The 25,592-nt window shown below is 66.3% G+C and carries 26 protein-coding genes; 19 read left to right on the forward strand and 7 right to left on the reverse strand.

Translation table 11 applies throughout. From position 1 onward, the window contains the following. Positions 1-21: 21 nt before the first annotated feature. On the forward strand, positions 22-870 hold the full coding sequence (locus HF680_RS03300) for a YihY/virulence factor BrkB family protein (RefSeq protein WP_369796278.1): 849 nt from the start codon (positions 22-24) through the stop codon (positions 868-870). Here the strand turns inward: HF680_RS03300 and HF680_RS03305 are convergent. Both HF680_RS03305 and HF680_RS03310 read right to left on the reverse strand, forming a co-directional pair. After that, the gene (locus HF680_RS03305; protein ID WP_235968857.1) at positions 827-1,015 is read right to left on the reverse strand and encodes a sulfurtransferase TusA family protein; all 189 of its coding nucleotides are present in this window, start codon (positions 1,013-1,015) and stop codon (positions 827-829) included. The genes HF680_RS03300 and HF680_RS03305 overlap by 44 nt on opposite strands. A 59-nt stretch (positions 1,016-1,074) precedes the next feature. Next, positions 1,075-1,563, reverse strand: a complete 489-nt coding sequence (locus tag HF680_RS03310; protein WP_185224318.1) for a CinA family protein — start codon at positions 1,561-1,563, stop codon at positions 1,075-1,077. 40 nt (positions 1,564-1,603) lie between these two features. Here HF680_RS03310 and HF680_RS03315 point away from each other — a divergent pair, with 40 nt between their 5' ends. Next, positions 1,604-3,892: a spermidine synthase gene (locus HF680_RS03315; RefSeq protein WP_185224054.1), complete on the forward strand. Its 2,289-nt coding sequence runs from the start codon at positions 1,604-1,606 to the stop codon at positions 3,890-3,892. Here HF680_RS03315 and HF680_RS03320 read toward each other — a convergent pair. After that, positions 3,889-5,040 (reverse strand): bifunctional 2-C-methyl-D-erythritol 4-phosphate cytidylyltransferase/2-C-methyl-D-erythritol 2,4-cyclodiphosphate synthase, encoded by a 1,152-nt coding sequence (locus HF680_RS03320; protein ID WP_185224055.1) that lies wholly within the window; start codon positions 5,038-5,040, stop codon positions 3,889-3,891. The two genes, HF680_RS03315 and HF680_RS03320, sit on opposite strands and share 4 nt — an antisense overlap. Positions 5,041-5,135: 95 nt before the next feature. Here HF680_RS03320 and dusB point away from each other — a divergent pair, with 95 nt between their 5' ends. The 7 genes from dusB to HF680_RS03355 all read left to right on the forward strand — a co-directional run bounded on the left by dusB (position 5,136) and on the right by HF680_RS03355 (position 14,039). Beyond that, entirely contained in the window at positions 5,136-6,191 is a 1,056-nt protein-coding gene (gene dusB / locus HF680_RS03325) for a tRNA dihydrouridine synthase DusB (RefSeq protein WP_039243653.1), read from the forward strand. Next, complete coding sequence (locus HF680_RS03330) at positions 6,188-8,458, forward strand: sensor histidine kinase NtrY-like (protein WP_185224056.1); 2,271 nt, start codon at positions 6,188-6,190, stop codon at positions 8,456-8,458. The genes dusB and HF680_RS03330 overlap by 4 nt, the downstream gene beginning before the upstream one ends. Positions 8,459-8,467: 9 nt before the next feature. Further along, the gene (gene ntrX / locus HF680_RS03335) at positions 8,468-9,874 is read left to right on the forward strand and encodes a nitrogen assimilation response regulator NtrX (protein ID WP_185224057.1); all 1,407 of its coding nucleotides are present in this window, start codon (positions 8,468-8,470) and stop codon (positions 9,872-9,874) included. Continuing rightward, positions 9,874-10,734 (forward strand): D-amino-acid transaminase, encoded by an 861-nt coding sequence (locus HF680_RS03340; RefSeq protein WP_185224058.1) that lies wholly within the window; start codon positions 9,874-9,876, stop codon positions 10,732-10,734. The genes ntrX and HF680_RS03340 overlap by 1 nt, the downstream gene beginning before the upstream one ends. Positions 10,735-10,835: 101 nt before the next feature. Next, a complete protein-coding gene (gene hfq, locus HF680_RS03345) occupies positions 10,836-11,081 on the forward strand; it encodes an RNA chaperone Hfq (protein ID WP_003164861.1) in 246 nt (81 codons plus the stop codon). Further along, positions 11,082-12,395: a GTPase HflX gene (gene hflX / locus HF680_RS03350; RefSeq protein ID WP_185224059.1), complete on the forward strand. Its 1,314-nt coding sequence runs from the start codon at positions 11,082-11,084 to the stop codon at positions 12,393-12,395. It begins immediately after the preceding gene. Positions 12,396-12,401: 6 nt separating this feature from the next. After that, complete coding sequence (locus HF680_RS03355) at positions 12,402-14,039, forward strand: Na+/H+ antiporter (RefSeq protein ID WP_185224060.1); 1,638 nt, start codon at positions 12,402-12,404, stop codon at positions 14,037-14,039. A 3-nt stretch (positions 14,040-14,042) separates the two neighbouring features. Here the strand turns inward: HF680_RS03355 and HF680_RS03360 are convergent, their stop codons facing one another. The 3 genes from HF680_RS03360 to HF680_RS03370 are packed head-to-tail and all read right to left on the reverse strand — an operon-like array spanning position 14,043 to position 16,862. Next, positions 14,043-14,699 carry an HAD family hydrolase gene (locus HF680_RS03360; RefSeq protein WP_045810779.1) on the reverse strand — a complete coding sequence of 219 codons (657 nt, stop codon included), beginning with the start codon at positions 14,697-14,699 and terminating at the stop codon, positions 14,043-14,045. A 10-nt stretch (positions 14,700-14,709) separates the two neighbouring features. Next, positions 14,710-15,504: a nucleoside triphosphate pyrophosphohydrolase gene (mazG, locus tag HF680_RS03365; RefSeq protein ID WP_082064417.1), complete on the reverse strand. Its 795-nt coding sequence runs from the start codon at positions 15,502-15,504 to the stop codon at positions 14,710-14,712. Further along, positions 15,501-16,862, reverse strand: a complete 1,362-nt coding sequence (locus HF680_RS03370) for an MFS transporter (RefSeq protein ID WP_185224061.1) — start codon at positions 16,860-16,862, stop codon at positions 15,501-15,503. Before HF680_RS03370 ends, mazG begins: the two co-directional genes overlap by 4 nt. A 105-nt stretch (positions 16,863-16,967) precedes the next feature. Here HF680_RS03370 and HF680_RS03375 point away from each other — a divergent pair, with 105 nt between their 5' ends. The 4 genes from HF680_RS03375 (at position 16,968) to ygiD (ending at position 19,723) form a co-directional block, all read left to right on the forward strand. Then, positions 16,968-17,825 (forward strand): D-alanyl-D-alanine carboxypeptidase family protein, encoded by an 858-nt coding sequence (locus tag HF680_RS03375; protein ID WP_185224062.1) that lies wholly within the window; start codon positions 16,968-16,970, stop codon positions 17,823-17,825. Continuing rightward, positions 17,801-18,259 carry a hypothetical protein gene (locus tag HF680_RS03380; protein ID WP_185224063.1) on the forward strand — a complete coding sequence of 153 codons (459 nt, stop codon included), beginning with the start codon at positions 17,801-17,803 and terminating at the stop codon, positions 18,257-18,259. The genes HF680_RS03375 and HF680_RS03380 overlap by 25 nt, the downstream gene beginning before the upstream one ends. 98 nt (positions 18,260-18,357) lie before the next feature. Next, positions 18,358-18,960, forward strand: a complete 603-nt coding sequence (gene wrbA, locus HF680_RS03385) for an NAD(P)H:quinone oxidoreductase (RefSeq protein ID WP_055805062.1) — start codon at positions 18,358-18,360, stop codon at positions 18,958-18,960. Positions 18,961-18,964: 4 nt separating this feature from the next. Then, positions 18,965-19,723, forward strand: a complete 759-nt coding sequence (gene ygiD, locus HF680_RS03390; protein ID WP_185224064.1) for a 4,5-DOPA-extradiol-dioxygenase — start codon at positions 18,965-18,967, stop codon at positions 19,721-19,723. Here the strand turns inward: ygiD and HF680_RS03395 are convergent, their stop codons facing one another. Beyond that, positions 19,724-21,277 (reverse strand): AMP-binding protein, encoded by a 1,554-nt coding sequence (locus tag HF680_RS03395; RefSeq protein ID WP_185224065.1) that lies wholly within the window; start codon positions 21,275-21,277, stop codon positions 19,724-19,726. A 183-nt stretch (positions 21,278-21,460) separates the two neighbouring features. Between HF680_RS03395 and lipA the strand changes: the two genes are divergently transcribed. From lipA to HF680_RS03425, 6 genes are all read left to right on the forward strand, one after another. Then, positions 21,461-22,423, forward strand: a complete 963-nt coding sequence (gene lipA, locus HF680_RS03400) for a lipoyl synthase (protein WP_045810784.1) — start codon at positions 21,461-21,463, stop codon at positions 22,421-22,423. A gap of 7 nt (positions 22,424-22,430) precedes the next feature. Then, a complete protein-coding gene (locus HF680_RS03405) occupies positions 22,431-22,883 on the forward strand; it encodes a type II toxin-antitoxin system RatA family toxin (protein WP_039243665.1) in 453 nt (150 codons plus the stop codon). Beyond that, a complete protein-coding gene (locus tag HF680_RS03410) occupies positions 22,880-23,995 on the forward strand; it encodes an NAD(P)/FAD-dependent oxidoreductase (RefSeq protein ID WP_185224066.1) in 1,116 nt (371 codons plus the stop codon). The genes HF680_RS03405 and HF680_RS03410 overlap by 4 nt, the downstream gene beginning before the upstream one ends. Further along, entirely contained in the window at positions 23,992-24,543 is a 552-nt protein-coding gene (locus HF680_RS16140; protein ID WP_039243667.1) for a sugar O-acetyltransferase, read from the forward strand. Before HF680_RS03410 ends, HF680_RS16140 begins: the two co-directional genes overlap by 4 nt. A gap of 134 nt (positions 24,544-24,677) precedes the next feature. Beyond that, the gene (gene rpmF, locus HF680_RS03420) at positions 24,678-24,860 is read left to right on the forward strand and encodes a 50S ribosomal protein L32 (protein WP_026108365.1); all 183 of its coding nucleotides are present in this window, start codon (positions 24,678-24,680) and stop codon (positions 24,858-24,860) included. Between the two features lie 109 nt (positions 24,861-24,969). After that, on the forward strand, positions 24,970-25,590 hold the full coding sequence (locus HF680_RS03425) for a hypothetical protein (RefSeq protein ID WP_045810786.1): 621 nt from the start codon (positions 24,970-24,972) through the stop codon (positions 25,588-25,590). Positions 25,591-25,592: the final 2 nt, after the last annotated feature.

A 25,592-nucleotide genomic window follows, 5' to 3' on the forward strand; every position in this document is an offset into this window, starting at 1 on the left:
CGCAGCTGGGGGCGCGACGTCATGCTCTATACGGGCGGCGTGTCCTTCTTCGCCCTGCTGGCCGTGTTTCCGGCGATCGCCATCCTGATCGGCTTCTACAAGTTGGGTCTGTCGATCAGCGAAGTCAGCGCCCAGGCGACCGCCTTGTCGGACCTGCTGCCCAAGGCGGCGCAGACCATTTTTCAGGGCGAAATCACGCGTTTGAGCAATGCATCGGCGCGGACGGTTTCCGCTCAGAGCGCCTTCGCCCTGTTCGTCGGCGCCTATGCCGCGCACCGGGGTTTCAAGGCCTTGTTGGCGGGATTGAACCTGATTCATGACGAGACCGAGCCGCACGGCTTCTTCAAGTTCAATCTGCTGGCCTTCTTCGTAGCCATCTTCGCCTTTGCGCTGTTCACTGTCGTGTCGGGCGCGGTCGTGACCGTGCGGATCATGGCGCATGCGTCGTCGTCGGCCGCCGGCCTGTCCGGGCGAAGCGGCATGGCGCCGCTGGATGCCTTCCTGCCCGCGATTGGCTTGGTGATCGGGCTGACGCTGCTTTACCGCTACGCCATGAGCCACAGGGCGCCGGTCGCCTGGCTGCCGGCGACGGCGGGGGGTTTGGTGGCGACCTTGATGTCGGTCGTCTCGTCGTGGCTGTGCGCCATCTATGTCGAGCAGATCGCGCCGCTGGGGGCCACCTATGGATCGGTCGGCGCCGTGGTGGTGCTGCTGATCTGGCTGTCGTGGAACGTCAACGCCATCTTCTACGGCGGAGCGTTCGCCACCGAAATGGAGCTGGCGGCCAAGGCGCGCGTGATCGCCGATGCGCCTCCAGCCGATGTCGTCAATCTGTCGGAGCGTCGAGCCGGGCGCCGGTCTCGATCGTAACGCGAAGAAGGCCCTCGGCGTTCTCGATCTCGAGCACGCGCCCGCCTTTCTGAGACATCAGAAACGGCACGTCGATCCGGGCCATCGGATCGGTGGCCAGCAGAACGATCCGCGCGCCGGGCGGAGCGGTTTCCATCGCCTTCATCAGCTTCAGGCTTGGAACGGGGCAGCGGTGACCCCTGGCGTCGATGACGACGGGGGCGCTCACGCAAGCCGATCCGCCAGCATTTCCAACGCCACGCGAACGCTGGCTTGGCGGATCCCATCGCGGCCGAGGTCGCCGAACCGCTCGACGCGGTGAATGACACCCTTTGGCCCGGACGCCGCGAAGTGCACCAGACCCACGGGTTTATCCACCGACCCGCCGCCCGGTCCCGCCACGCCCGTTACGGATACCGACAGAGAAGCGCGCGAGTGCGCCACGGCGCCCTCGGCCATGGCCACGGCGACGGCTTGCGACACGGCCCCTTGGATGGACAGGCTTTCCAGCGACACGCCCAGCATCGCGGCCTTGGCCTCGTTGCTGTAGGTGACGAAGCCGCGATCCAGAACCGCTGACGAACCGGGGATGGCTGTGATCGCAGCGGACACCAAACCGCCGGTGCAGCTTTCGGCCGTCGCCAGCATCAGGCCGCGTTCGCTGGCCGTTGCGACAATCTGTTGCGCCAGCTGCGCGATATCTTGGGAAAACATGGTCTTTTCATAGGCCGCGAACCCCGCTCTAACCAGAGGCATGACCGAGGCTATCGATCCGTTACGCCCCGCAGCCCCGACGTCGGATCGCATCGCGCCGATTTTGTTCGCCGTCGCCATCTTCACATCGGCCTGTCTGGTCTTCGTCGTTCAACCGATGGCGGCCAAGCTGCTGCTGCCGACGCTGGGCGGATCGCCTTCGGTGTGGAACGCGTCGATGGTGTTCTTCCAGACCGCGCTGCTCGCCGGATATGGCTACGCGCACCTGCTGCAACGTCTGGCGACGATGCGCGCGCAGGTCGGGGTTCACCTGGGCCTGCTGATCGTGGCGGCGTTTTTCTTGCCCTTGCAGATCAGCGGCCTGCTGGGAGATCCCGATCCGTCCCAACCGGCGATGTGGCTGCTGGCGACGCTAACGGTATCGATCGGCGCGCCGTTTGCGGTTCTGTCAGCGACCGCGCCGCTACTTCAGGCCTGGTATGCGCGTGTGCGAGCCGGACACGCAGACGGTCAGAACCCCTATGTTCTCTATGCCGCCTCGAACCTGGGCAGTTTCTTGGCCCTGCTGGCCTATCCGGTCGTGATCGAGCCGCTGGCCAGCCTGTCGGATCAGCGCCTGGGTTGGAGCGTCGGCTATGGGCTGTTCGTGGTGATGGTTGTGGGGTTGAGCGTTCAGGTCTGGCGACGACGCGAGATCGGGACGGCGGAGCCCGCGCCACTTGAGGCCAGTCCGCCGATCGCCTGGCGCGAAAAGGGGATGCTGGTTCTGCTGGCCGCCGCACCGTCCAGTCTGATGCTGGGGGTGACGGCGCATCTGACGACGGATGTGGCCTCGGCGCCCTTTCTGTGGGTCATACCGCTCGCGCTCTATCTGCTGACGTTTGTCATCGCTTTCCAGACCCGGCCGGCTGTTTCGCCAGCCATAGGTCTTGGTCTGCAGGCCGCAGCAGCAGCGGCCTGCGCCGCCCTGATCGCGTTCCGGACAGGCGAATGGCTGCTGGTGTTCACCATCAATCTGGCGGCCTTCTTCTTCACCGCGCTGATGTGTCATCAGAGGCTGGCGGCGCGGCGGCCGGCGCCGGATCGGCTGACCGAATTCTATCTGCTGCTGTCGCTGGGCGGCGTGGTCGGCGGGCTGTTCAACGGCCTGATCGCGCCTGCCGTTTTCGACATGGTCTGGGAATATCCGCTGGTGCTGGTGGCGGCCGGACTGCTGCGACCGTGGAGCCGACGCGAGATCAGGCCGTGGGAGATCATCTGCTGCGTCGCCGGCGTGGTCATCGCCTTTTTGGGGCCGCTGTCGATGGAGGCGGTCCGTTATGCGCCGGACATTCGCGCGGCCATCCACGACGCCGAACTGGTGCGGATCGCGCAAGCCATCCTGGGGATCGCGACCCTGTTCGCCTTCCTGGTGCGCGACCGGGCGGTGATGTTCACGATCGTTTTGGCCGCCATCGTCTGGTCCGGCTATCATCTGGCGCGCGGTTATGATTGGGCCCTGTCGGAACGCAGCTTCTTTGGCGTGATGCGGGTGGCCAAGATCGACGATCCGCTGATGGGCGGGCCGGTCCATGTGCTGATGCACGGCACGACCCTACATGGCGCCCAGGCCCAGGCGGCGTCGAACCGCTGTCAGCCGACGCTCTATTATGCGACCTCGACGCCGCTGGGGCAGGCCATGCTGCAGATGCAGACGAGACGAATGGGCGGCGCGCGCGTCGGTGTAGTGGGGCAGGGCTCGGGCGCCATGGCGGCCTACAAGCGCGCCCAGGACCAACTGACCTTCTTCGAGATCGATCCGATGGTGAATCGGCTGTCGCGCGACCCCCAATGGTTCGGCTTCATCAACGGCTGCGCCGACGGGCCGGTGCGGACGGTTCTGGGGGACGCGCGCCTGACGATGGATCGCGAGCCGGCGGGCTCCTACGACCTGTTGGTCATCGACGCCTTCTCGTCCGACGCCGTGCCGACGCACTTACTGACGGTCGAGGCGATCCGCGGTTATCTGCGGCTGCTGGCGCCCGACGGCGTCGTGGTGCTGCATCTGTCGAACCGGAACCTGGAGATCACCCTGCCGGCCGAGGCGGCGGCGCAGGCGCTGAAGGTCCCGCATCTGCACCAGGTCTATATCGAGCAGTCGGGCCAGGGCGACATGGCCGAGGCCTCGACCGAGGCCCTGCTGATCGGCAAGAGCCCGGCGGCGCTGGAAGGATTCAGGGACGATGCGCGTTGGCGCAAGCTGTCGCCGACGACGGTGCGTCCGTGGACGGACGACTATGTCAATCTGTTCGGATCGCTGGTGCGTCAGATGAAGATGGCGGCGCGCTAGGCGACTGGCGTTTCTACGGTCGCCACCGCCTGGGCGGCCAGACCCTCGCCGCGTCCGGTGAAGCCAAGCCCTTCGGTCGTTGTGGCTTTGACGCTGACGGCGTCGAGCGGAAGGTTCAGCAGCCCGGCGATGCGGTCGCGCATGGCCTGGCGGTGCGGCTTCACCTTGGGTCGTTCGCAGATCAGGGTGACATCGACATTGACGACGCGGCCGCCGCGCGCCGCGACCAGTTCGGCGGCATGGATCAGGAACTGGTCCGAGGAAGCGCCCTTCCATTTCGGATCCGTCGGCGGGAAATGGTCGCCGATGTCGCCCGCCGCGATGGCGCCTAGGATGGCGTCGGTCAGGGCGTGCAGGCCGGCGTCCGCGTCGGAGTGACCGATCAGCGTCTGATCGTGCGGCACCTCGATCCCGCACAGCCAAACGGACCCGCCCGGTCCCCAGCGATGCACGTCGTAGCCGGAGCCGATGCGGGTCTGATAACGCTGCGCTTGGGGCAGCAGAGCTTCGGCCATGGCGAAATCCTCGGGATAGGTCAGTTTCATCAGACGCGCATCGCCCTGAACCAGAGCCACCGCGCCGCCGTTGCGCTGGACGACGACAGCTTCGTCGGTCGGAACCTCCGCGTCCGACCAGGCGGCGTATGCGCTTTCGATTACGCCCCGGCGAAAGGCTTGAGGCGTCTGGGCGCGCCACAGACCTTCGCGATCAACCGAGTCGGTCATGATGTCCGCCTCGCCCCGCCGAAGGCTGTCGGCGACCGGGAGGACGGGCAGGGCGCCGTCCGAAGTTCCAAGGGCCGACAGCAGACGATCGACGACGGCGCGATCCAGCAGCGGGCGGGCGGCGTCATGGATCAGCACCGGCTGATCTGCCGGACAGGTCAGGGCCGCAAGCCCGGCGCGGACCGAATCGGCGCGGACGGCTCCACCGACGACGGCTTTCCAACGCGGCAAACCGGACATAACTTCCGCCACACGCTCAACGGCGTCAGGCGCGATCACGACGATCAGTTCGTCGGCGCCGGCGTTCAGCAAAGCCTCGGCCGACCAGCGCAGCACGGGCTTTCCACCCAGGTCTCGCCACTGTTTGTCGCCGCCGGCGCGCGAGCCTGAACCGGCCGCGACGATGATGCCCGAGAATGTCATGGCGGCCTTGATAGTGCGCGCGGCGACGGGGCGAAACCATCAAAGCGCCGCGGTCGTGCTTGACGAGGGCGGTCGCGATGCGGCGAAAGACGGAAATGCCCAAGACCTTGCAAATCGGCGATGTGACCGTGCCCGGCCAAGTGCTGATGGCGCCGATGACCGGCGTGACCGACCTGCCGTTCCGCGTGCTGGCCTCCAAGCTGGGCGCCGCCTATGTCGCCACGGAGATGGTGGCGGCCAAGGAACTGGCGCGGGCGCGGCCGGACGTCGTGCGGCGCGCCGCCGTGGGGGCCGGTCTGCCGCTGACCGTCATCCAACTGGTCGGGCGGGATCCCGAGCAGATGGGCGAGGGGGCGCGGATGGCGGAAAAGGCCGGGGCGGACATCGTCGATCTGAACTTCGGCTGTCCTGCCAAGGAGGTCACGGGCTCGGCCGCCGGTTCGGCCCTAATGCGGACGCCCGATCTGGCCTGTCGCATTATGGAGGCGGCGGTCAAGGCGACCGATCGGCCGGTCACGGTCAAGATGCGGCTGGGCTGGGACGACGAGAGCCGCAACGCCGCCGAACTGGCCCGCCGTGCCGAAGCGATCGGCGTCAAGGCCGTCACGGTGCATGGCCGGACACGAAAGCAGTTCTACACCGGGCAGGCGGATTGGGACGCGGTCGGGACGGTGAAGGCGGCGGTCGGCATTCCCGTCATCGTCAATGGCGACATCGTCACCGCCGATGAAGCGCGCCAGGCCTTGGCGCAGTCCGGCGCGGACGGATTGATGCTGGGACGCGGCGTTTACGGCCGGCCATGGCTAGCGGCGCACCTTGAACGGGCGCTGATCGACGGTGTGGCGCTGGAGGAGCCTGGACCGGAAGAGCGTCTGGCGATCGTGATCGAGCACCTGCGGGCGTCGGCCGAGTTCTACGGCCTGCCGCTGGGTTTGAAGATGTTCCGCAAACATCTGGGCTGGTACATCGAACAGGCGCCATGGCCGGCCGATCCGCAACACCGTCGCGAGGCCAAGGCAAGAATTTGCCGCCTGGACGATCCGATGGCCGTCGAAGACGCCATGCGCGAACTGTGGCGGCCGGATTTGCCTCAGTTAGGTAAGTCTGCTGTTGAAAATGGGCCACAGGTGTTGGAGACTGCTGTGGCATGACGGATACGCCTTCAGCACGCACCGCTTCGCCCGACCTCGCGTCGGAGGACGGGTCGTTCTGGGGGTGGGTCGATAGCGAACGCGCGCGGACCGGCTTCGGACTGGCCTTCTTTCTGGCTGTCGCGATCACGGCGGCGGCCATCTGGCTGGTGGCGGTCGCGCCGGGCGCCACATCGGGGTCGGCGCGCGGATCGAGCAGCCAGATCGCCCTGATCGTGCTGGCCGCCAATCTGCTTTTGATTTCCGGCCTGGCCATCATCGTCGGTCGGCGCGTGATGACCCTGGTGCGTAGCACCGACGAAGCCGGATCGCGCCTTCACCTGAGGTTCGTCGCCCTGTTCTCGATGGTGGCCCTGGTCCCGTCGGTGCTGATCGCCCTGGTGTTCGGCGTTCTGGTCAATCGGGGCGTGGATCAGTGGTTCAGCCAAAACGTCCAGGCCTCGGTCGAGAACGGGGCGATCGTGGGACGCGCCTATATCCAGGACGTGTCGGCTGCGATGGATGCTGACTTGGTTACGATTTCGGATCAGTTGGGAAGTGCGCGAAGCCTGTTTGCTGATCGCATTCAGTTCAACGAAGCCCTAGGCCAAGTTGGAGACATCTTCGGCTACCCCGCCATCTACATTCTGGATGGCAAGGGCGAGGTGCTGGCTCGTGCTGAAAAGACAGGCGCGCCTCCCTATCTTGCGCCGCCCCGCGATGAACTCGCGGCCGCAGCTGAAGGCGGGCAGCCTCCGCAAACCGTCACGCAGCATCCAGACGCCGTCAGGTCGATCATCGCCCTGCCAGCCTATGGCGACGCCTATCTTTATCTGGTGCGCCCGCTGCAGGACGGCCTTGTGGCGCGAATGAACACGTCGGTTCAGTCGATCCAGGCTTACCGAGAGGCTCAGGAGAGCCGCGCTCGGATCCAGTCGGCCTTTGTTCTCAGCTATCTGGAGACGGCGCTGCTGGTGCTGGTGGGGGCGGTGTGGCTCGGGATGTCGGCGGCCAGCAGCATCTCCGCGCCCATTGGTCGTCTGGTGAAGGCGGCGGGACAGGTCGCGGGCGGCGACTTCACCGCACGCGTCGACAGCGACGGCGCCCCGGCCGAGATCGCCACCCTGTCGGACGCCTTCAACCGCATGACCGGCGACTTGCAGGCTCAGCAGGCCGCGCTGAAGGCCGCGAGCGACGAGGCGCACGATCGCAGCCGTTTCATCGAGACCGTGCTGTCGGGCGTCAGCGCCGGGGTCATCGGTCTGGACAGGCGTGGGCGGGTTTCGGCGATCAACGACAGCGCCCTGCAACTGCTTCACATCGACGACGCCGAGGTTCTGGGTCATGAACTCGCGGCCCTGTCGCCGGAGTTGAGTGATCTGGTGCGGCGCGCCGAGGCCCATATCGAGGAAGACATCGACGTCAGCCGGGGCGGGGACACGCGCCGGCTGCGCGTTCGGATCGAGGGTGGTCTGGGCGGCGAGATGGTCCTGACCTTCGACGACATCACCCGTCTGGTGACGGCCCAGCGAAACGCCGCCTGGCGCGACGTGGCCCGTCGCATCGCCCATGAGATCAAGAACCCGCTGACGCCGATCCAGCTGTCGGCCGAGCGGCTGAAGCGAAAATATCGCGCGCGGATCGGCGAGGATGTCGAGATCTTCGACCGCTGCACCGACACCATCATCCGCCAGGTCGGAGACATCGGCCGCATGGTCGATGAGTTCTCGTCCTTCGCCCGCATGCCGGCGCCGCGGTTCGCGCCCGAGAACCCGGCCGAAATGCTGCGCGAGGCGGTGTTCGCTCAGCGGGTCGCCGCGCCGGACATCGTCGTCGACATCATCGAGCCCCTGCCCAAGGCGACGATGCAGGCCGACGGCCGCATGGTGGGGCAGGCGCTGATCAACATCCTCAAGAACGCGGGCGAATCGGTTGCGGCGCAACGGCTTGCGGCGGGTGAGGCGGCGGCGTCGGACCACGCGGGCGTGATCGCGTCGCTGACAGTCGAAGACGGCGTCGCGACCTTCGTGATCGAGGACGACGGCGTGGGTCTGCCGACGCGCGACCGCGATCGCCTGACCGAACCCTATGTGACCACGCGCGAGAAGGGCACCGGCCTGGGCCTGGCCATCGTCATACGCATTTGCGAGGACCACGGCGGCGAGCTGAAGCTGGCCGACGCCCAGATCCTGCGCGGCGCACGCGTGTGCATGATCTTCCCCCTGAAACCCCACGGTAAAGGCGGCGAGGGCGCGGAGCGCAAGCTCCAGACCCTGGCCGCCGAATAGCGAGGCAAGATGCGACCAACCGGTTCCGACATTCTCGTTGTCGACGACGAGGCCGACATCCGCGACCTGGTGTCCGGCCTGCTGGAGGACGAGGGCCATGCCGTGCGCGTGGCCGCAAACTCCGACGAGGCCCTGGCCGCGATCCGCGCCCGAAAGCCGTCGCTGGCGATCCTGGACATCTGGATGCAGGGCGGGGGTCTGGACGGGTTGGAGCTGCTGGAGGTCGTCAAGGAGCTGGATCCCGATCTGCCGGTCGTGATGATTTCCGGTCACGGCAACATCGAGACGGCGGTGACGGCGCTGAAGCGCGGCGCCTATGACTTCATCGAAAAGCCGTTCAAGTCGGATCGGCTGGTCGTCGTGGTCGAACGGGCCATCGAGGCGGCGACGCTTAAGCGCGAGAACCGCCGGCTGCGCGCGGCGACCATGACGCCGTCGGGTCTGATCGGCCGATCGCAGGCCGCGCAGGCCTTGCGCAGCACCATCGCCAAGGTGGCCCAGGCCAACAGCCGGGTTCTGATCGCTGGACCGGCCGGCTCGGGCAAGGAGCTGGTGGCGCGCCAGATCCACGAAGCCAGCCCGCGCGCCCGCGCCGAGTTCGTCGCGATTTCGGCCGCCGGCATGACGCCGGAACGTCTGGACGTCGAACTGTTCGGCGAAGAGGGCCAGGACGGCCGCCCGCGCAAGATCGGCGTGTTCGAACGCGCCCACAACGGCACGCTATATCTGGATGAAATCAGCGACATGCCGCGCGAAAGCCAGAGCCGCATCCTGCGTGTGCTGGTGGACCAGCGGTTCCGGCGTGTCGGCGGAGAGCAGGACGTTCAGGTCGATGTCCGCGTCGTGACCTCAACCTCTCGCGATCTGAAGGCCGAAATCGCAGAGGGACGTTTTCGCGAAGACCTGTTCCACCGTCTGAACGTGGTGCCGATCCGTGTCCCGCCGCTGTCGGAACGGCGCGAGGACATCGCCGAACTGGTCGAATATTTCGTCGACACGATCAGCGCGTCTCAAGGTCTGCCCAAACGCATCGTCGGGGACGATGCTGTGGCGGTGCTGCAGGTTCATCCGTGGCCCGGAAACATCCGCCAGCTGCGAAACAATATCGAGCGGTTGCTGATCCTGGCGACCGGCGATCCGGCCGAGACGATCACCGCCGACATGCTGCCGCAGGAGGTGGCGACATCTAACGGCGGGACGGCGAACCTGGGCGGCGAGCGCACCATCGCCCTGCCGCTGCGCGAGGCGCGCGAGGTCTTCGAGCGGGAGTATCTGGCGGCGCAGATCATGCGGTTCGGCGGCAATATCTCGCGCACCGCCGCCTTCATCGGCATGGAACGATCGGCTCTGCACAGGAAGCTGAAGTCGCTGGGCGTGTCGCCCGCGCGCGGCGGAGACGAGGACGAGCCGGCCTGATGTCGCGCGTCGCCTATGTGAACGGCGCCTACAGCCTCCACGGCGAGGCCGTGGTCCATATCGAGGACCGCGGTTTCCAGTTTGCAGACGGTGTCTATGAGGTCTGGTCCGTCTTCGACGGGCGGCTGGCCGATTTCGAAGGTCATATGAGCCGCCTCCACCGCAGTTTGAGCGAACTGAAGATCGACATTCCGATGAGCGCCGGCGCCTTGGGCGTCGTTCTGCGCGAGACCGTGCGGCGCAATCGCGTGCGCAACGGCATGGTCTATCTGCAGGTCACACGTGGCACGGCACCGCGCGATCATGGCTTTCCGGTCGATATCGCGCCCAGCGTGGTCGTGACGGCCAAGTCGATCGATCCGGCGCGAAACCAGCGACTGGCGAAAAACGGCGCGGCCGGCGTCACCCAGCCCGATATTCGTTGGGGGCGTTGCGACATCAAGACGGTCGGCCTGCTGGCGAATGTGCTGGCCAAACAGGCGGCGCGCGAGCGCGGCGCCTATGAGTGCCTGATGTACGACGACATGGGGCTGATCACCGAAGGCGCATCGACCAATGCGTGGATTGTGGATGAGCACGGCAGGCTGAGAACGCGGGACATCCAGGCCAATATCCTGCGGGGCGTCACGCGAGCGGCGGTCCTAGAGCTCGCCGCCGCCGAGGGTGTCGAACTGGAAGAACGCGCCTTCTCGGTCGACGAAGCGAAACGGGCGCGCGAGGTGTTTGTCACCGCCGCCAGCGCCTTCGTCATGCCGCTGGTTTCGCTGGACGGCGTGAAGATCGGCGATGGCAAGCCCGGGCCCGTCGCGACCCGCCTGCGAGAACTCTATCTTGAACAGGCGCGTCGAGGGGCCATTTAGGGCGTTGCCCGAGCGGCCGGGCGGCGGTTAAGGTCGCTGTCGGCTGCATCGGCCCCGCCGCTCCCACGGCGACAAACAATGAAGAACAGGAAAAACCTGCCATGTCGCAAGACAAACGTCAGAACCTTCAGGACACCTTCCTCAACTCGGTTCGCAAGACCAAGACGCCGCTGACCATCTTTCTGGTCAATGGGGTCAAGTTGCAGGGCATCGTGACCTGGTTCGACAACTTCTGTGTCCTGCTGCGCCGCGATGGCCAGTCCCAGTTGGTGTACAAACACGCCATCTCAACCATCATGCCGTCCGCGCCCGTGCAGCTGTACGAGCCGGACGCCGAAGAAGACTGATTGACCCAAAAACTGATCGACCACACCGTCCCGCTGATCCGGGCGGTCGTCATTCACCCCGACCGACGCTCGGACAGTCCCCGGCTAGCGAGCGAACGGCTTGAGGAGGCGGCGGGCCTTGCCCGCGCGCTGGACCTCGACGTGCGCGCCGAAGAGATCGTGCGGCTGCGCAGCCCAACGCCTGCGACCCTGTTCGGCACGGGCAAGGTCGAGGAACTGGCCGCGCTCGTGCGCGCCGCGGACGCCGAAGCCGTCATCATCGACGTCGCCCTGACGCCGGTGCAGCAGCGCAATCTGGAAAAGGCGTGGGAGGTGAAGGTCATCGACCGCACCGGCCTGATCCTGGAAATCTTCGGGCGTCGCGCGCGGACCAAGGAGGGGCGGCTTCAGGTCGAGCTGGCGCGGCTGGATTATGAGCGGTCGCGTCTGGTGCGCACCTGGACCCACCTCGAGCGGCAACGGGGCGGCACCGGCTCGACCGGCGGGCCCGGCGAAACCCAGATCGAGCTGGACCGGCGTCTGATCGCCGATCGGATCGTCAGGCTGAAGTCCGAGTTGGAAGAGGTGCGACGCACGCGCGGCCTGCACCGCAAGCAGCGTCAGAAGGCGCCGTTCCCGACCATCGCCCTGGTGGGCTACACCAACGCCGGCAAGTCGACGCTGTTCAACCGGCTGACGGGGTCGGAGGTCTTCGCCAAAGACCTGCTGTTCGCCACCCTGGACACCACCCAACGCACAATCCGGCTGCCGCAAGGGCGACCGGCCATCGTAGCGGACACCGTCGGCTTCATCTCTGACCTGCCTCACGAACTGGTCGAGAGCTTCCGCGCCACGCTGGAGGAGGTCGGCGAGGCCGATCTGATCCTGCATGTCCGCGACATCGCCTCGCCCGACAGCGCCGCCCAGGCCAAGGACGTCGACGCCGTGCTGAAACAGATCGAGACGCCAGAGGGCAAGACGCGGCGGGTGCTGGAAGTCTGGAACAAGATCGACCTGCTAGACGACGAAGCGCGCGAGACCGTGCTGGGTCAGGCCGAACGTCTGGCGAAGGACGGTGAGGCGGTCGCCGTCTCAGCCTGGACGGGCGAGGGGATCGAGCCTCTGCGCCAGATCATCGCCGGCCTGATCGACGATGATCCCGAGACCCAGCTGACGCTGGAGCCGCATCAGGGCGACGCCCTGGCGTGGCTGTACGAGCATGGGCGGGTCACGGCGCGCGATGCGGACGAGCTTGGCCGTACTCACGTCACGGTGCGGCTGCATCCTGCGGCGCTCGGGCGATTCGAGCGCCTGTATCCCGACCTGACCGACTGAGTTTTCATGCATCTGATCGAAACCGTCCTGCTTCTGCTGTTGGCCGTGGTGATGTCGGGTTCGATCGCGCGGATCACGCGCATCGCCTTGCCTCTGGTTCAGATCGGGCTGGGCGCGGCCATCGTGCTGATCACGGGCAAGACGGTCGATCTTGAGCCGGACATCTTCTTTCTGCTGTTCCTGCCGCCGCTGCTGTTTCTGGACGGCTGGCGAATTCCCAAGGAAGACCTGTTTCGCGACCGCGCGGTCATCCTCGAGCTGGCGCTGGGGTTGGTGCTGTTCACCGTCGTCGGTCTGGGTTTCCTGATCTGGTGGATGATCCCGGAGATGCCGCTGCCGGTGGCCTTCGCCCTGGCCGCCATCCTGTCGCCGACCGATCCCATCGCGGTTCAGGCCATTGCGGCGCGGGCGCCCATCCCAAAGCGCCTGATGCACATTCTGGAAGGCGAGTCGCTATTGAACGATGCGACGGGCCTGACCTGCATGCGGATCGCGGTCGCCGCCGCGACGACGGGAGCGTTTTCGATCGGCCATGCGGTTGGGACGTTCGCCTGGCTGGCCCTGGTCGGGGTCGCGGTCGGCGTTCTGGTCACCACGGCCATCAGCTACGCCAAGAGCTTCGTCAGCCGACGCTGGGGCGAGGACGTGGGCGCGCAGATTCTTATCAGCCTGCTGATCCCGTTTGCGGCCTATCTGGTGGCGGAAGAACTGCATGCGTCCGGCATCCTGGCGGCAGTGGCGGCCGGGGTGACGATGAGTTTCACCGAACGCGGCGGCATCGCCGGCCAGTCGATGGCGATGACGCGAGTCCGGCGCAGCGTCGTGTGGGACACGGTTCAGTTCGTGGCCAACGGCATCATCTTCGTGATCCTGGGCGAACAGATGCCCTCGATCATGTCGCGGGCGGCCGAGGTGGTGGCGGGCACCAGCCGGCCCGAGGTCTGGTGGCTGGCGGTCTATGTGTTCGGCATCGTCGCCACGCTGGCGGCGCTGCGGTTCGTCTGGGTGTGGACATCGCTGAAGCTGACCCTGTTTCGCCGCCGCCATCGCGGGCCGCCGGCCAAGGTCGGTTTGCGGCTGACCATGGTAATGTCTCTGGCAGGTGTCCGCGGCGCGATCACTCTGGCGGGTATCCTGACCCTGCCGTTCGCTTTGGGAGACGGGTCGCCGATGCCGTCGCGGAACCTGGCGATCTTCTTGGCGGCGGGCGTGATCGTGGTGTCGCTGGTGCTGGCGACCTTCGCCTTGCCCCGGTTGCTGAAGAACGTCGAACTGCCGCCGGAGCCGTCGCATGAGCAGGAAGAGGATCGCGGCCGGGTCGCCGCCGCCTCGGCCGCCATCCGCGCCATCGAGGACGCCTCGCACGCCATGGCGGAGGGCAAGTCCAACCCCGACCTCTATTCCGACATCGCCGGGCGGATCATGGAAACTTATCGCCAGCGGATCGAGACCCACACCCGCACCGACGAGGAAGACGCCGCCCTGACACGCAAGATGGACGACATCGAGCGTCGTCTCTGGCTTGCCGGGCTGGCCGCAGAACGCGAGGAACTGCGCCGATTGATGAGGGCGCGTCAGCTGGACGAGGTGACGGCCAAGAAGCTGTTCCGTGACGTCGATCTACAGGAACTGCGCTACCTCTGATGCTCAGCGATCCATGAAGGCGGAGACGGCCGCATAGCTGTCGGCGATAAAGTGGGCGCCGCGCGCCGTCAGGCGTTCGGCATGGCCGTCGCGAACATGGCCGCCCGCCGTCAGCCCCACGACCGTCATCCCGGCCGCGACGCCTGCGGTGACGCCCGCCTCGCTGTCTTCGATCACCAGGACGCGCGCCGGATCGACGCCCATCGTCTGGGCGGCGTGCAGGAAGATGTCCGGGTGGGGCTTGCCGCGCTCGACCACCAGGCCGGTGAAGACTGCGCCGTCGAAATGATCCGTCAGGCCGAACAGGTTCAGGCCGACGCCGATCCAGTCGGGGCCGCTGGACGAGGCGATGCAGCGGGGCTCGCGGCGGGCGGCGACGAAGTCCAGCAGACCGGGCACGGGTTCAAGTTGCTGCGGCGCGCGCTGGCGACAGGTCGCAAACCATGTCGTGTGGAAGTCGTCAGGGCAGGCACGACCTAAGGCTGCCTCGACGACCGGCCGATTGTCGCGCCAGCGCTTGCCGGTATAGGCGGCCAAGACGTCGTCGAGCGAGGTCGGCAGGCCGATGGCGGTCAGTTGCTCGGCCATGACAGTGCTGTTCAGCACCTCGCTGTCGGCGACCACGCCGTCGTAGTCGAATATGATCAGGTCGTAGGTCACGCGGGATCGCTCAGGCTTGAGGCGCGGCCTTTTCCGCGACCTTTGCGGCGTCCCAGAGGCGATCCATCTCGGCCAGGTCCGATTGGTCGGGTGTGCGGCCGTCCTTGGCCAGCGCCGCCTCGATGAAGCCGAAGCGACGCACGAACTTGGCGTTGGCGGCGCGCAGGGCGTCTTCGGGCTCGACGTCCAGCTTGCGCGCCAGGTTGGCGACGACGAACAGAAGGTCGCCCAGCTCTTCGCGCGCCTTGGCCTTGTCGCCGGCGGCGATCTCGACGCGCAATTCCTCGACCTCTTCGGCCAGCTTGTCGAACACCTCGTCGGTCGATGGCCAGTCGAAGCCGACGCGGCCGGCGCGCTTGGTCAGTTTGGCGGCGCGGGTCAGGGCAGGCAGGCCGACCGGCACATCATCCAGGACACCGGGCTTTTTGCGGTCCTTGCGCTCGGCGGCCTTTATGGCTTCCCAGGCGATGGTCTGTTCCTTCGAGGAGCGCTGGGCCTCGTCACCGAATACGTGGGGGTGGCGGCGCTCCAGCTTGTCGGCGATGGCTATGACCACGTCGTCGAAGGCGAACAGCCCTTGTTCCTCAGCCATGCGGGCATGGAAGACGACCTGGAACAGCAGGTCGCCCAGTTCGCCCTTAAGCTCGACCAGATCGTTGCGCTCGATGGCGTCGGCGACCTCATAGGCCTCCTCGATCGTATAGGGAGCGATGGTGGCGAAGGTCTGCTCCACGTCCCACGGGCAGCCGCCGTCGGGATCGCGCAACCGCTCCATAACGCCGAGTAAGCGGTCGATCGGTCTCAACGGCGGGCTCCGTCGCGAGTTTCCAGGGCGAGGCGGATTTCATCGTGCCGCTTCGGCGTCAGGGGATAGCCCTTCAGCACCCAGGCGGCGGCGGCCAGCAACAGGCCGGGGACCAGAATGAACAGGATCTGCAGCGTCAGTAGTGAAAAGTCGCTGTTGCCCGTCGGTCCTGGCACAGCCTTGAAGCCCACGCCCTGCAGGATCAGGTAGGGGATCAGCGCGACCACATGGCCGATCTTGGTCGTCGCGGACAGGATGGAGAACATCAGTCCGGTGCGATCCACGCCGGTCTCCAGCCGCACCTCGTCACCCGCGTCCGCCATCATGGCGCGCAACAGGAACAGGCCGGCCGCATAGGGCAGGCCGGCGATGAACATGGCCCCCGCCGTCAGCATGAAGTTGCCGCCGGGAACCAGGGTGGCGGCGATGTAGAGGGCCGCGAAGATCAGGCTGGCGACGGCCAGGGCCTTGTCCTTGCCGATGCGCGTGGCCAGCCAGGCCCAGATGGGCGCGCCGCACAGACCGGCGATGAAATAGAACAACATGAACAGGCCGGCCTGGCTGTGGTCGTAGCCCTTGATCTGTCCGAAGAAGAAGAACAGCAGCGAACCCGTGATGCCCGGCGCGACGCCCAGCAGCAGGTCGGCGATCAAGAGCTTCCGGACCGTGGGCATCTTCAGCAGGGCCAGATAGGCGCCGGCGCCCCCATGCGGCTGGTCGCCCGCGTTGACGGGTTCTGGCACGGCGACCATGGCCAGACCGATGGTGACGGGCAGGGCGATCAGAATGGCCCAGCCCATGATCCGCACGCCGTCGGCATAGTTCCCGATGCCCGTCTGAACCACCACGGTCGGCAGCACCAGAATCAGGATCACGCCGATGATGTTGAACACCTGCCACCAGCCATAGACGCGGCTGCGCTGGTCATACTGCGGCGCAAGCACGGCGGCCCAGCCCAACTGACCAAGAGTGCCGATCGAGAAGCCGAGATAGAGGACCAGCAGCCAGCCGAAGAGATAGGCCGGCCCGGCGCCGGGCTGGACCACGACGAACATCATAAAAGCCGACAGCATCAGGATCGGCGTCGAGATCGCCATCCACGGGCGATAGCGACCGAACCGCGTCTTGGTCTTGTCCATGCCCCAGCCGATGAAGGGGTCGAAGACGATGTCGATCAGGCGCACGGCCATGAAGACGGCCGCCACGACTCCCAGCTCCAAGCCCACATGGGTGGCGTAGAATTCCGGCAGGGTGACGGGCAGGGCGACGCCGAAGGCCGCCAGCGGCAGGCACGGCCCGGAAAAGGCCGCAAGCACGGCGTTGGAACGGCGGGGCGCGGTCGGCGCGGCGGTGGACATGCGTCGGTCCGAAAGGCGCGGCGCGAGTCGGCCGCGCGTCACCATGCCAGCGATCGGTGACGCATGCACTTGTGAGATCGACCGGCTTGGGGCTTCCTGTGGGACATGTGGCGAAGCCTTTTTGCGTTCCTGTCCGTTTGCTGCGTTCTGACGTTCGCCGGCGGCGCGCGGGCGGCCGGGCCCTGCCACACCAATGCTGACGGTTGGCGGGCGCAGGGACTGGCGAACGCTGAATCGGCCTACGGCATGGAATGGGCGCCGTTCGGGGTGGCGGAGTGGGGGTGGCAGGCCTATCTGCCGCTGATCCAGCGCGAACTGCATACGATGTGCGGGGCCGGCACGCCGATCTTCGCGTCGCAACTGGCGGGGTTTCAGCAGACCTATGGCCTGGCGCCGACCGGTCTGTTCGATGTGGCGACATTCCAGGTGTTTCGCGGCCTTTGGCAGGAGCGCAGGCCATTCGTCATGGCGCGCGTCGGGGGAGCCTGTCCCGAGCCGCCGCCAATCAATCAGCTCGGCTATCTGGTCGCGTCCGAGGAACATGCAGACCGTCTGACGCGGCTGCTGCGCCGGGACGTCTTGGACGCCTATCGCCGGCTGGTCGCGGCCGCGCGGGCTGAGGTTCCGGAGGTGGGGGCCGATCCCGAACTGCTGCAGATCTTCTCCGGCTTCCGCGACCCCGAGGCGGACGCGGCGCGCTGTGCGCAGCAGGGTAACTGCGACGGCCTGCGCCGCGCGGTCTGCTCTCCGCATCGGACGGGCACGGCGGTCGATCTGTATGTCGGCCAGGCGCCGGGTCTGGGCGTCGATTCCACCACCCCAACTAGTCGCGAATATATGGCGCGGTCGGCGACCTATCGCTGGCTGGTGGCGAACGCTGGGCGTTTCGGCTTTGTGCCCTATGTCTATGAGCCGTGGCACTGGGAGTATGTGAAGCCTTGGGATCCTTCGTTCGCGCCCTGACCGAAGCCGAGAAATCGCTCGCGCGAGAGGCGTTCGGCGCCGCGATCGACCTGGCGACCGTCCGATTGATCGGCTGGCCGTTCCGCCGCGCCTTCGTCGCCGGGCGCTGGTTCGGGCGAGACTGGATCGTGTGGCCGCAAGCGCAGCTCGTCGCAGACTTCACTTTGGCGTCCGACCGCATGCAGGGCGTGCTGATTCATGAACTGACGCACGTCTGGCAGGCCCAGCAGGGTGTCAATCTGCTATTCGCAAAGCTGAAGGCTGGGGACACTTCCGCCTCCTATGCGTATCGCGTGGAACCGACCTGCCGGTGGGACGCGTTGAACATCGAGCAGCAGGCGATGGTGATGGAGCATCGTTTCCACTGTCGCCGCGGTCGCCCCACGCCGGGCGACCAGGGCTTTTACGATACCGTCTGCCCATTCGAGACGTGATTTGATGTCGGGGACTTGCGGAAGGACCGGCAGCGCGCCAAGTTAGCAACGGTCGTTGTTGCGAATGACGACCCTTGTCATTCAACGGAGCCTCCTCGATGCCGAAAGTCCTCGTCCTCTATCATTCGACCTATGGTCACCTGGAAACCATGGCCGAGGCGGTCGCCGAAGGCGCGCGCGAGGTCGAAGGCGCCGTCGTGGACATCAAGCGCGTGCCGGAAACCGTGCCGGAAGAGCTGGCCAAGGCTTCTCACTACAAGCTGGATCAAAAGGCGCCGATCGCCAAGATCGACGATTTGAAGGACTACGACGCCATCATCATCGGCGCCGGAACCCGCTTCGGTTCGGCCGCGTCGCAGATGCGCGCCTTTCTGGATCAGGCTGGCGGCCTGTGGTTCTCGGGCGCCCTGATCGGCAAGGTGGGCGGGGCCTTTACCGCCACGGCGACACAGCACGGCGGTCAGGAGACGACCTTCCAGGGCCTGCACAACTTCTTCATGCACCACGGCATGCCGGTCGTGGGTCTGCCCTATTCCTTCCAGGGACAGATGACGCTGGACGCCATCCACGGCGGCTCGCCCTATGGCGCATCGACGATCACGGGCGGCGACGGCTCGCGTCAGCCCAGCGATGTCGAGCTGGACGGCGCCCGGTTCCAGGGCAAGCATATCGCCGAGCTGGCCAAGAAGCTGCACGGCTGATCCGATGCGCCAGCCCGCCGTCTTCTTCGGCCACGGTTCGCCCATGAACGCGCTCGGCGGTCCCTATGGGGCGGCCTGGCGTGCGCTGGGCGAAGCGATCGGCAAGCCCAAGGGTGTGGTGATGATCTCCGCCCACTGGGAGACGCGCGGGCTGGGCGTCACCGCGCAGGAGAAGCCCGAGACCATCCATGACTTCGGCAACTTCCCGCGAGAACTTCATGAGATGCAGTATCCGGCGCCCGGGTCACCCGCCTTGGCGGCGCGGGTGTCGGCGCTGACCGGGGCCGTCCAGACGCAAGCGTGGGGCCTGGATCACGGGACCTGGTCGGTGCTGTGCCATGTGTGGCCCGAAGCGGACGTGCCTGTGGTGCAGTTGTCGCTGAACCGCGATCTGACGGCGCGCCAGCATTACGACCTGGCCAAGGCGCTGAAACCGCTGCGCGACGAGGGGATTGTCATCGCCGGCTCGGGCGATTTCGTTCACAATCTGCGGACCTGGAAACGCGAGGACGGGGCCGAACCCTACGCCTGGGCGACCAGCTTCAACGAGGCGGTCAAGACGGCGTTCGAACGGGGCGACCATGAGGCCCTGATCGACTGGGTGGGTCTGGCCGAAGACGCGCAGCTAAGCGTGCCGACCGACGAACACTTCCTGCCGGTGCTTTATATCGCCGCCCAGCAGGAGCCGGGCGAGGCGCTCAGCTTCTTCAACGACCGCATCGACGGCGGCTCGATCTCGATGACGGGCGTCCGGATCGGCTGATCAGGCCGCCTTCTCGGCCTCGACCATCTTCTGGATCGACACATAGTCGGTCTTGCCGGTGCCCAGGACGGGGACCTCGGCGACCTTGACGATCTTTTTCGGCACGATCAGCTCGGGCGCACCGTTGGTCCGCGCCCATTCAGCCAGGGGAGCGACTTCAGCGTCTGCGTGGTCAGTGACGAGCACCAGCTTCTCGCCCTTGCGGCTGTCCGGAATCGACACGACGGCGTGGCGCTGATCCGGCCAGACGGCGCCGGCGATCCCTTCGACGGCGGTCAGTGAGACCATCTCGCCGCCGATCTTGGCGAAGCGCTTGGCGCGGCCGCGGATGGTGACATAGCCGTCGTCGATTACATCGACGATGTCGCCCGTGTCCAGCCAGTCGTCGCCGATCGGATCCCACGTCAGAGGCTCGGCCGAGGTGACATAGCCGCTCATGACATTGGGACCGCGCAGCATCAGGCGACCGCCTGCGTCGATGCCCTCGACCGGCTCCAGCTTCCAGTCGATGCCGGGAAGCACCTGGCCCACCGTGCCGGGCGCATTTCGGTCAGGATGGTTGACGGCGATGACAGGCGAGGCCTCGGTCGCGCCGTAGCCTTCCAGAAGTTCGACGCCGCCGAACTTGGTGTTGAACAGGGTGCGGGTTTCCTCGCGCACCTTCTCGGCGCCGGCGACGACGAACTTCAGCGTCGAGAAGTCGTTCGGTTCGGCGACGCGGCCGTACTGGTTCAGGAAGGTGTCGGTCGCGAACAGGATCGAGGCGTTCACCTGGGGCAGCAGGTCGGTGATCTGTTTGGCGTGCAACGGCGACGGATATTGGAACGCCTTCAACCCTTGCAGCAGCGGCAGGATGACCCCGCCGGTCAGGCCGAAACAGTGGAAGGTCGGCAGGGGATTGAACATCACCCAGTCCGGCGACAGGTCGATGTGGGCCGCCACCTGACGCGCATTGGCGACGAGGTTCTTCTGGCTCAGCACCACGCCCTTGGGCGTGCCGAAGCTGCCGGAGGTGAACAGTACGACGCCCGGCGCGTCGGGGTCCGTCTTCACGCGGAACCGCCGGGGCGCCGCGCCGGCGGCGAGGCCATAGAGCTTGTCGGCCAGGCCGATGGTCTTGCGCACGTCGTCCAGCCAGACGACCTCGGCCACCGTCTTCAGTTCGACGATCAGGTCGTCCAGCTTGGCCTGATCGATGAAGCGTTTGGCGGTCAGCACCTTCTTGACGCCCGAGGCCTTGATCGCCGCCTTCAGATTGGCTTCGCCGGCGGTGAAGTTTAGCATCACCGGCACACGACCATGGGCGTGCAGACCGAAGAAGGTGACGACGACGCCCATGGACGACGGCAGCAGGATGGCGACCCGCTCGCCCTTGTCCGTCATATTGGCGATCTTGCGTCCCAGCACGAAGGCGGCGCGGATCAGGCCGGTGTAGGTCAGCGGATGCCGGTCCTGATCTTCCAGGATTTCCTTGTCGCCGAACCGCGACCGCGCATCGATCAGGGCGTCGATCAGGGTCGAGTCGTAAAGCGAGGGATCCAGGGCCTGGCGCAAGCGCGTCTCCTACGGAGGACGCGGGCGGCCCTCTCTGTTGTTCGGGCGACTGTCATTAATGACGCCGCGTCATCTTGAAAAGATGCGTAACGTCGCGTGAGTTCCGATGCGCGATCACGCCTGCGGCAAGTCTGTTACCCGGTGTGCCTTGCCTAAACGGCCTCAAAGTCCGAAATACCGGCCATGGTCACCCTGATCGACACCCTTCAGCGCAAGCCGTCCGAGCTGCGCCACCCCGAAAAGCAGAACCGGCCCGAGTCGGTCGTTCTGAAAAAGCCCGACTGGCTGCGGGTCAAGGCGCCGGGCTCTGGTCAGTATAACGCCACCAAGGAGATCGTTCGTTCCAAGGGGCTGGTGACGGTGTGTGAAGAGGCGGCCTGCCCGAACATCGGCGAGTGCTGGAGCCAGAAACACGCCACCCTGATGATCATGGGCGACACCTGCACGCGGGCCTGCGCCTTCTGCAACGTCAAGACCGGCCTGCCGCAGCCGCTGGATCCGGAAGAGCCGGGCAAGGTGGGCCTGGCCGTCCAGCAGATGGGCCTGAACCACGTCGTCATCACCTCGGTCGATCGCGACGATGTGGCCGACGGCGGTGCGGCCCACTTCGCCGAGGTGGTGCGGCAGATCCGCATCCAGGCGCCGGACACCACCATCGAGATCCTGACGCCCGACTTCCTGCGAAAGGACGGGGCGGCGGTCGTGATGATCGACGCCAAGCCTGACGTCTTCAATCACAACCTGGAGACCGTACCGCGCCTGTATCTGAAGATCCGGCCGGGCGCCCGCTACTTCCACAGCCTGCGCCTGTTGCAGATGGTCAAGGAGCGGGACCCGAACCAGTTCACCAAGTCCGGCATCATGGTCGGCCTGGGCGAGACCAAGGAAGAGGTCATGCAGGTGATGGACGACATGCGGTCCGCCGGCGTCGACTTCATCACCATCGGCCAGTACCTGCAGCCGACGCGCAAACACGCCGCCATCGACCGCTTCGTCACGCCGGAAGAGTTCAAGGCGTATGAGGCGATCGCACGGGCCAAGGGCTTCCTGATGGTGTCGTCCAGCCCGCTGACGCGTTCGTCGCACCACGCCGGCGACGACTTCGCCCGGCTGAAGGCCGCGCGCGAGGCGCAGCTGCGCCGCTAAGTCCCGCATGGCCGTCCATCGCGTCACGCGCATTCTTCCTTATGCGCCCGAACAGCTTGCCGATCTGGTCGCCGATGTGCGCGCCTATCCCGACTTCGTGCCGTGGGTGACGTCGATGCGCGTCTGGAACGCGCGCGAGGAAGGCGAGGGTGTCGGCTTGCAGGATGCGGAGGCCAGCGTCGGGTTTTCCTTCCTGAAGGAGCGGTTCTCCACCTGGGTCCGGCACGATCGCAATGCGCCCAAGGTCGAGGTCGGCCTGCTGCGCGGGCCCTTCAAGCACCTGAAGAACCGTTGGGAGTTCTTTCCCCATCCGGACGGCACGCGGCTGGAGTTCATGATCGACTTCGCCTTCAAATCCCGGATGCTGGACATGATGCTGTCGGCGAACTTCGACCGGGCCGTGGAAAAGCTGATCGGCTGTTTCGAGGCCGAGGCGAAGCGGAGATACGGCGTCCGATGAGTTTTGATTTCGACGCGACCGTCGTGGGCGCCGGGGCTGTGGGCCTGGCCTGCGGTCGGGCGCTGTCGAAACGGGGCCTGACGGTGCTGGTGCTGGAGAAGGAAGGCCACATCGGCCAGGGCGTCTCCTCACGTAATTCCGAGGTCATTCACGGCGGGCTCTATTATCCGACCGGATCGCTGAAGGCCCGCTTCTGCGTCGAGGGGCGGCGAGCGCTCTACGACTTCCTGACCAGCCGCAAGATCGACCATTGGAAATGCGGCAAGCTGGTCTTGGCGACGCAAGAGACCGAGGTCGAGCGGATCGAGGCCATCTTCGAACAGGCGACGGCGAACGGCGTCGAGGGGTTGGCGCATCTGACCGGCGCCCAGGCGCGTGCGCTGGAGCCGGAGCTTAACGCCCACGCCGCCATCCTGTCGCCCGAGAGCGGCCTGTTCGACAGTCACGGCTATATGCTGGCCCTGCAGGGCGAGATCGAGGATGCGGGCGGATCGGTCGTGGTCTCGGCGCCGTTCGAGGGCGCAGAGCCGCTGGCGGCCGGCGGCTTCACGATCCGTGTCGGCGGGGAGGGGGCGATGCAGGTCACCAGCCGCCTTTTGGTCACCGCACCCGGACTGTCGGCCCAGGTGGCGGCGGCGTTGATCGAAGGCTATCCGCCCGGCGACATTCCCGCCGGACATTTCGGCAAGGGCGTCTATTTCCGGCTGACAGGCAAGGCGCCGTTCGACCGCCTGATCTATCCGCCGCCCATCCCCGGCGCGCTGGGCACCCACTATCGCAAGGATTTGGGCGGTCAGGCCGTGTTCGGCCCCGATCTGGCCTATGTCGACACCGAGGACTATTCTGTCGATCCCGCCAAGGCGGAGGCGTTCGCCACTTACATCCGCCGCTTTTGGCCGGGATTGCCCGACGGCGCCCTGACACCGGACTACGCCGGCATTCGGCCCAAACTGCATGGGCCGGGCGAGCCGCAACCGGACTTCCAGCTTCATGGCCGCGAGCATCACGGCATTGATGGTCTGATGGCCCTGTTCGGCATCGAAAGCCCGGGCCTGACCAGTTCGATGGCCATCGGCGAAGCCGTGGCTGACGCCCTGACGGAGGCCGCATGACCGAGCGCGAAAAGATGCTGGCGGGATTGCCCTATGACCCGGGCGATCCCGATCTACGCGACGGTCGCGCCCGCGCCGTGGCCCTGACCGTCGCCATCAACGCCGAGCCCGATCGCGACCGGCGCGGCGCCCTGGTCAACGAACTGGTCAATGCTGCCGATGGCAAGGCGATCATCATGCCGGGCTTCTTCTGCGACTACGGCGTCAACATTCATTTGGGCGCGCGGGCCTTTGCGAACGCCAACTGCGTGTTCCTGGACTGCGCCGAAATCCGTATCGGCGACAACTTCCAGGCCGGGCCAGGCGTCCAGCTTCTGACGCCGGAACATCCGCTGGACGCGGTCGCCCGCCGGGGCGAGGAGACGGCGCGGCCGATCGTTATCGGGGACGACGTCTGGATCGGCGGCGGCGCCATCGTTCTGGCGGGCGTCACCATCGGCGATCGTTCGGTGATCGGCGCGGGATCGGTCGTGACGAAGGACGTGCCGTCCGACGTGGTGGTGGTCGGCAATCCAGCAAAGATCGTCCGGCGTTTGACACCTGCTTAAACGCCTTGAAATCGTCGCGCGGTTCATGCATAAGCCGCGCCTCGCGTGGCGGCTCTTTCGGGCCGCCGCTATTGTTTTCGCGCTAGACGGAGCTCGGCTCTGGGCGGCGCCCGACTTAGAAGATTGAGACGGACATGGCCGTTCCGAAGCGCAAAGTATCTCCCTCGCGTCGCAACATGCGCCGCGCCCACGACGCCCTGACCTCGAACGTCTACGTCGAGGACAAGGACACCGGCGAGCTGAAGCGCCCGCACCACATCGACCTGAAGACCGGCACCTATCGCGGTCGCCAGGTCATCACGCCCAAGGAAGACTAGTCCTTCAGGCGACCCCGACTTCGGTCGGATGACGATTTCGACGGCGCGCGGTGACCCGCGCGCCGTTTTCGTGCGTTCAGTCCGGTGAAGCTTCCACTGGAGACGCCGTATGATGATTCGTTTCACCGCCGTCAGCGCCTGCGCGCTGCTGACCCTCGCCGCCTGCAATCGCGCGGAGGAGCGCGTCTCGGAGCCCGCCGCAACGTCCGTCGCTTCGGCGAACGAGACGCCCGCTACGCCCGCCGCCGATCCCAATGCTTTGACGGCCGAAGGTCTGGGGCCGGTGCGAATCGGCATGACGCGCGCCGAGCTGGTGAAGGTCTGGGGCGAGGACTCCCAACCGAACGCCCCCGGCGGCGCCGAGCCCGAAGTCTGTGACCAGTTCCATCCAACCAAGGCGCCCGCAGATGTGCAGGTGATGGTCCAGAACGGCGTACTGACGCGAATCACCCTGGCGCGCGGTGCGACGACGAAGACCGATCGCGGATTCGGGGTGGGCGATACGGCCATGGCGATCAAGCAAGCCTATGGCGGCGCGGTCTTCGCCCAACCGCACAAATACCAGGAAGCACCGGCCGAGGATCTGTTCGTCTGGTCGAAAGGCGGATCGACGACCTATGTCACCGATCCGTCGGCGCGCGGCGTTCGATATGAGATCGGCAGCGACGGCAAGGTGATGATGGTCCACGCTGGCGATCCCTCGATCCAACTGGTTGAAGGCTGTTCCTGACG

The sequence above is a fragment of the Brevundimonas huaxiensis genome (genome assembly GCF_014218725.1).
GTDB classification, from domain to species: domain Bacteria; phylum Pseudomonadota; class Alphaproteobacteria; order Caulobacterales; family Caulobacteraceae; genus Brevundimonas; species Brevundimonas huaxiensis.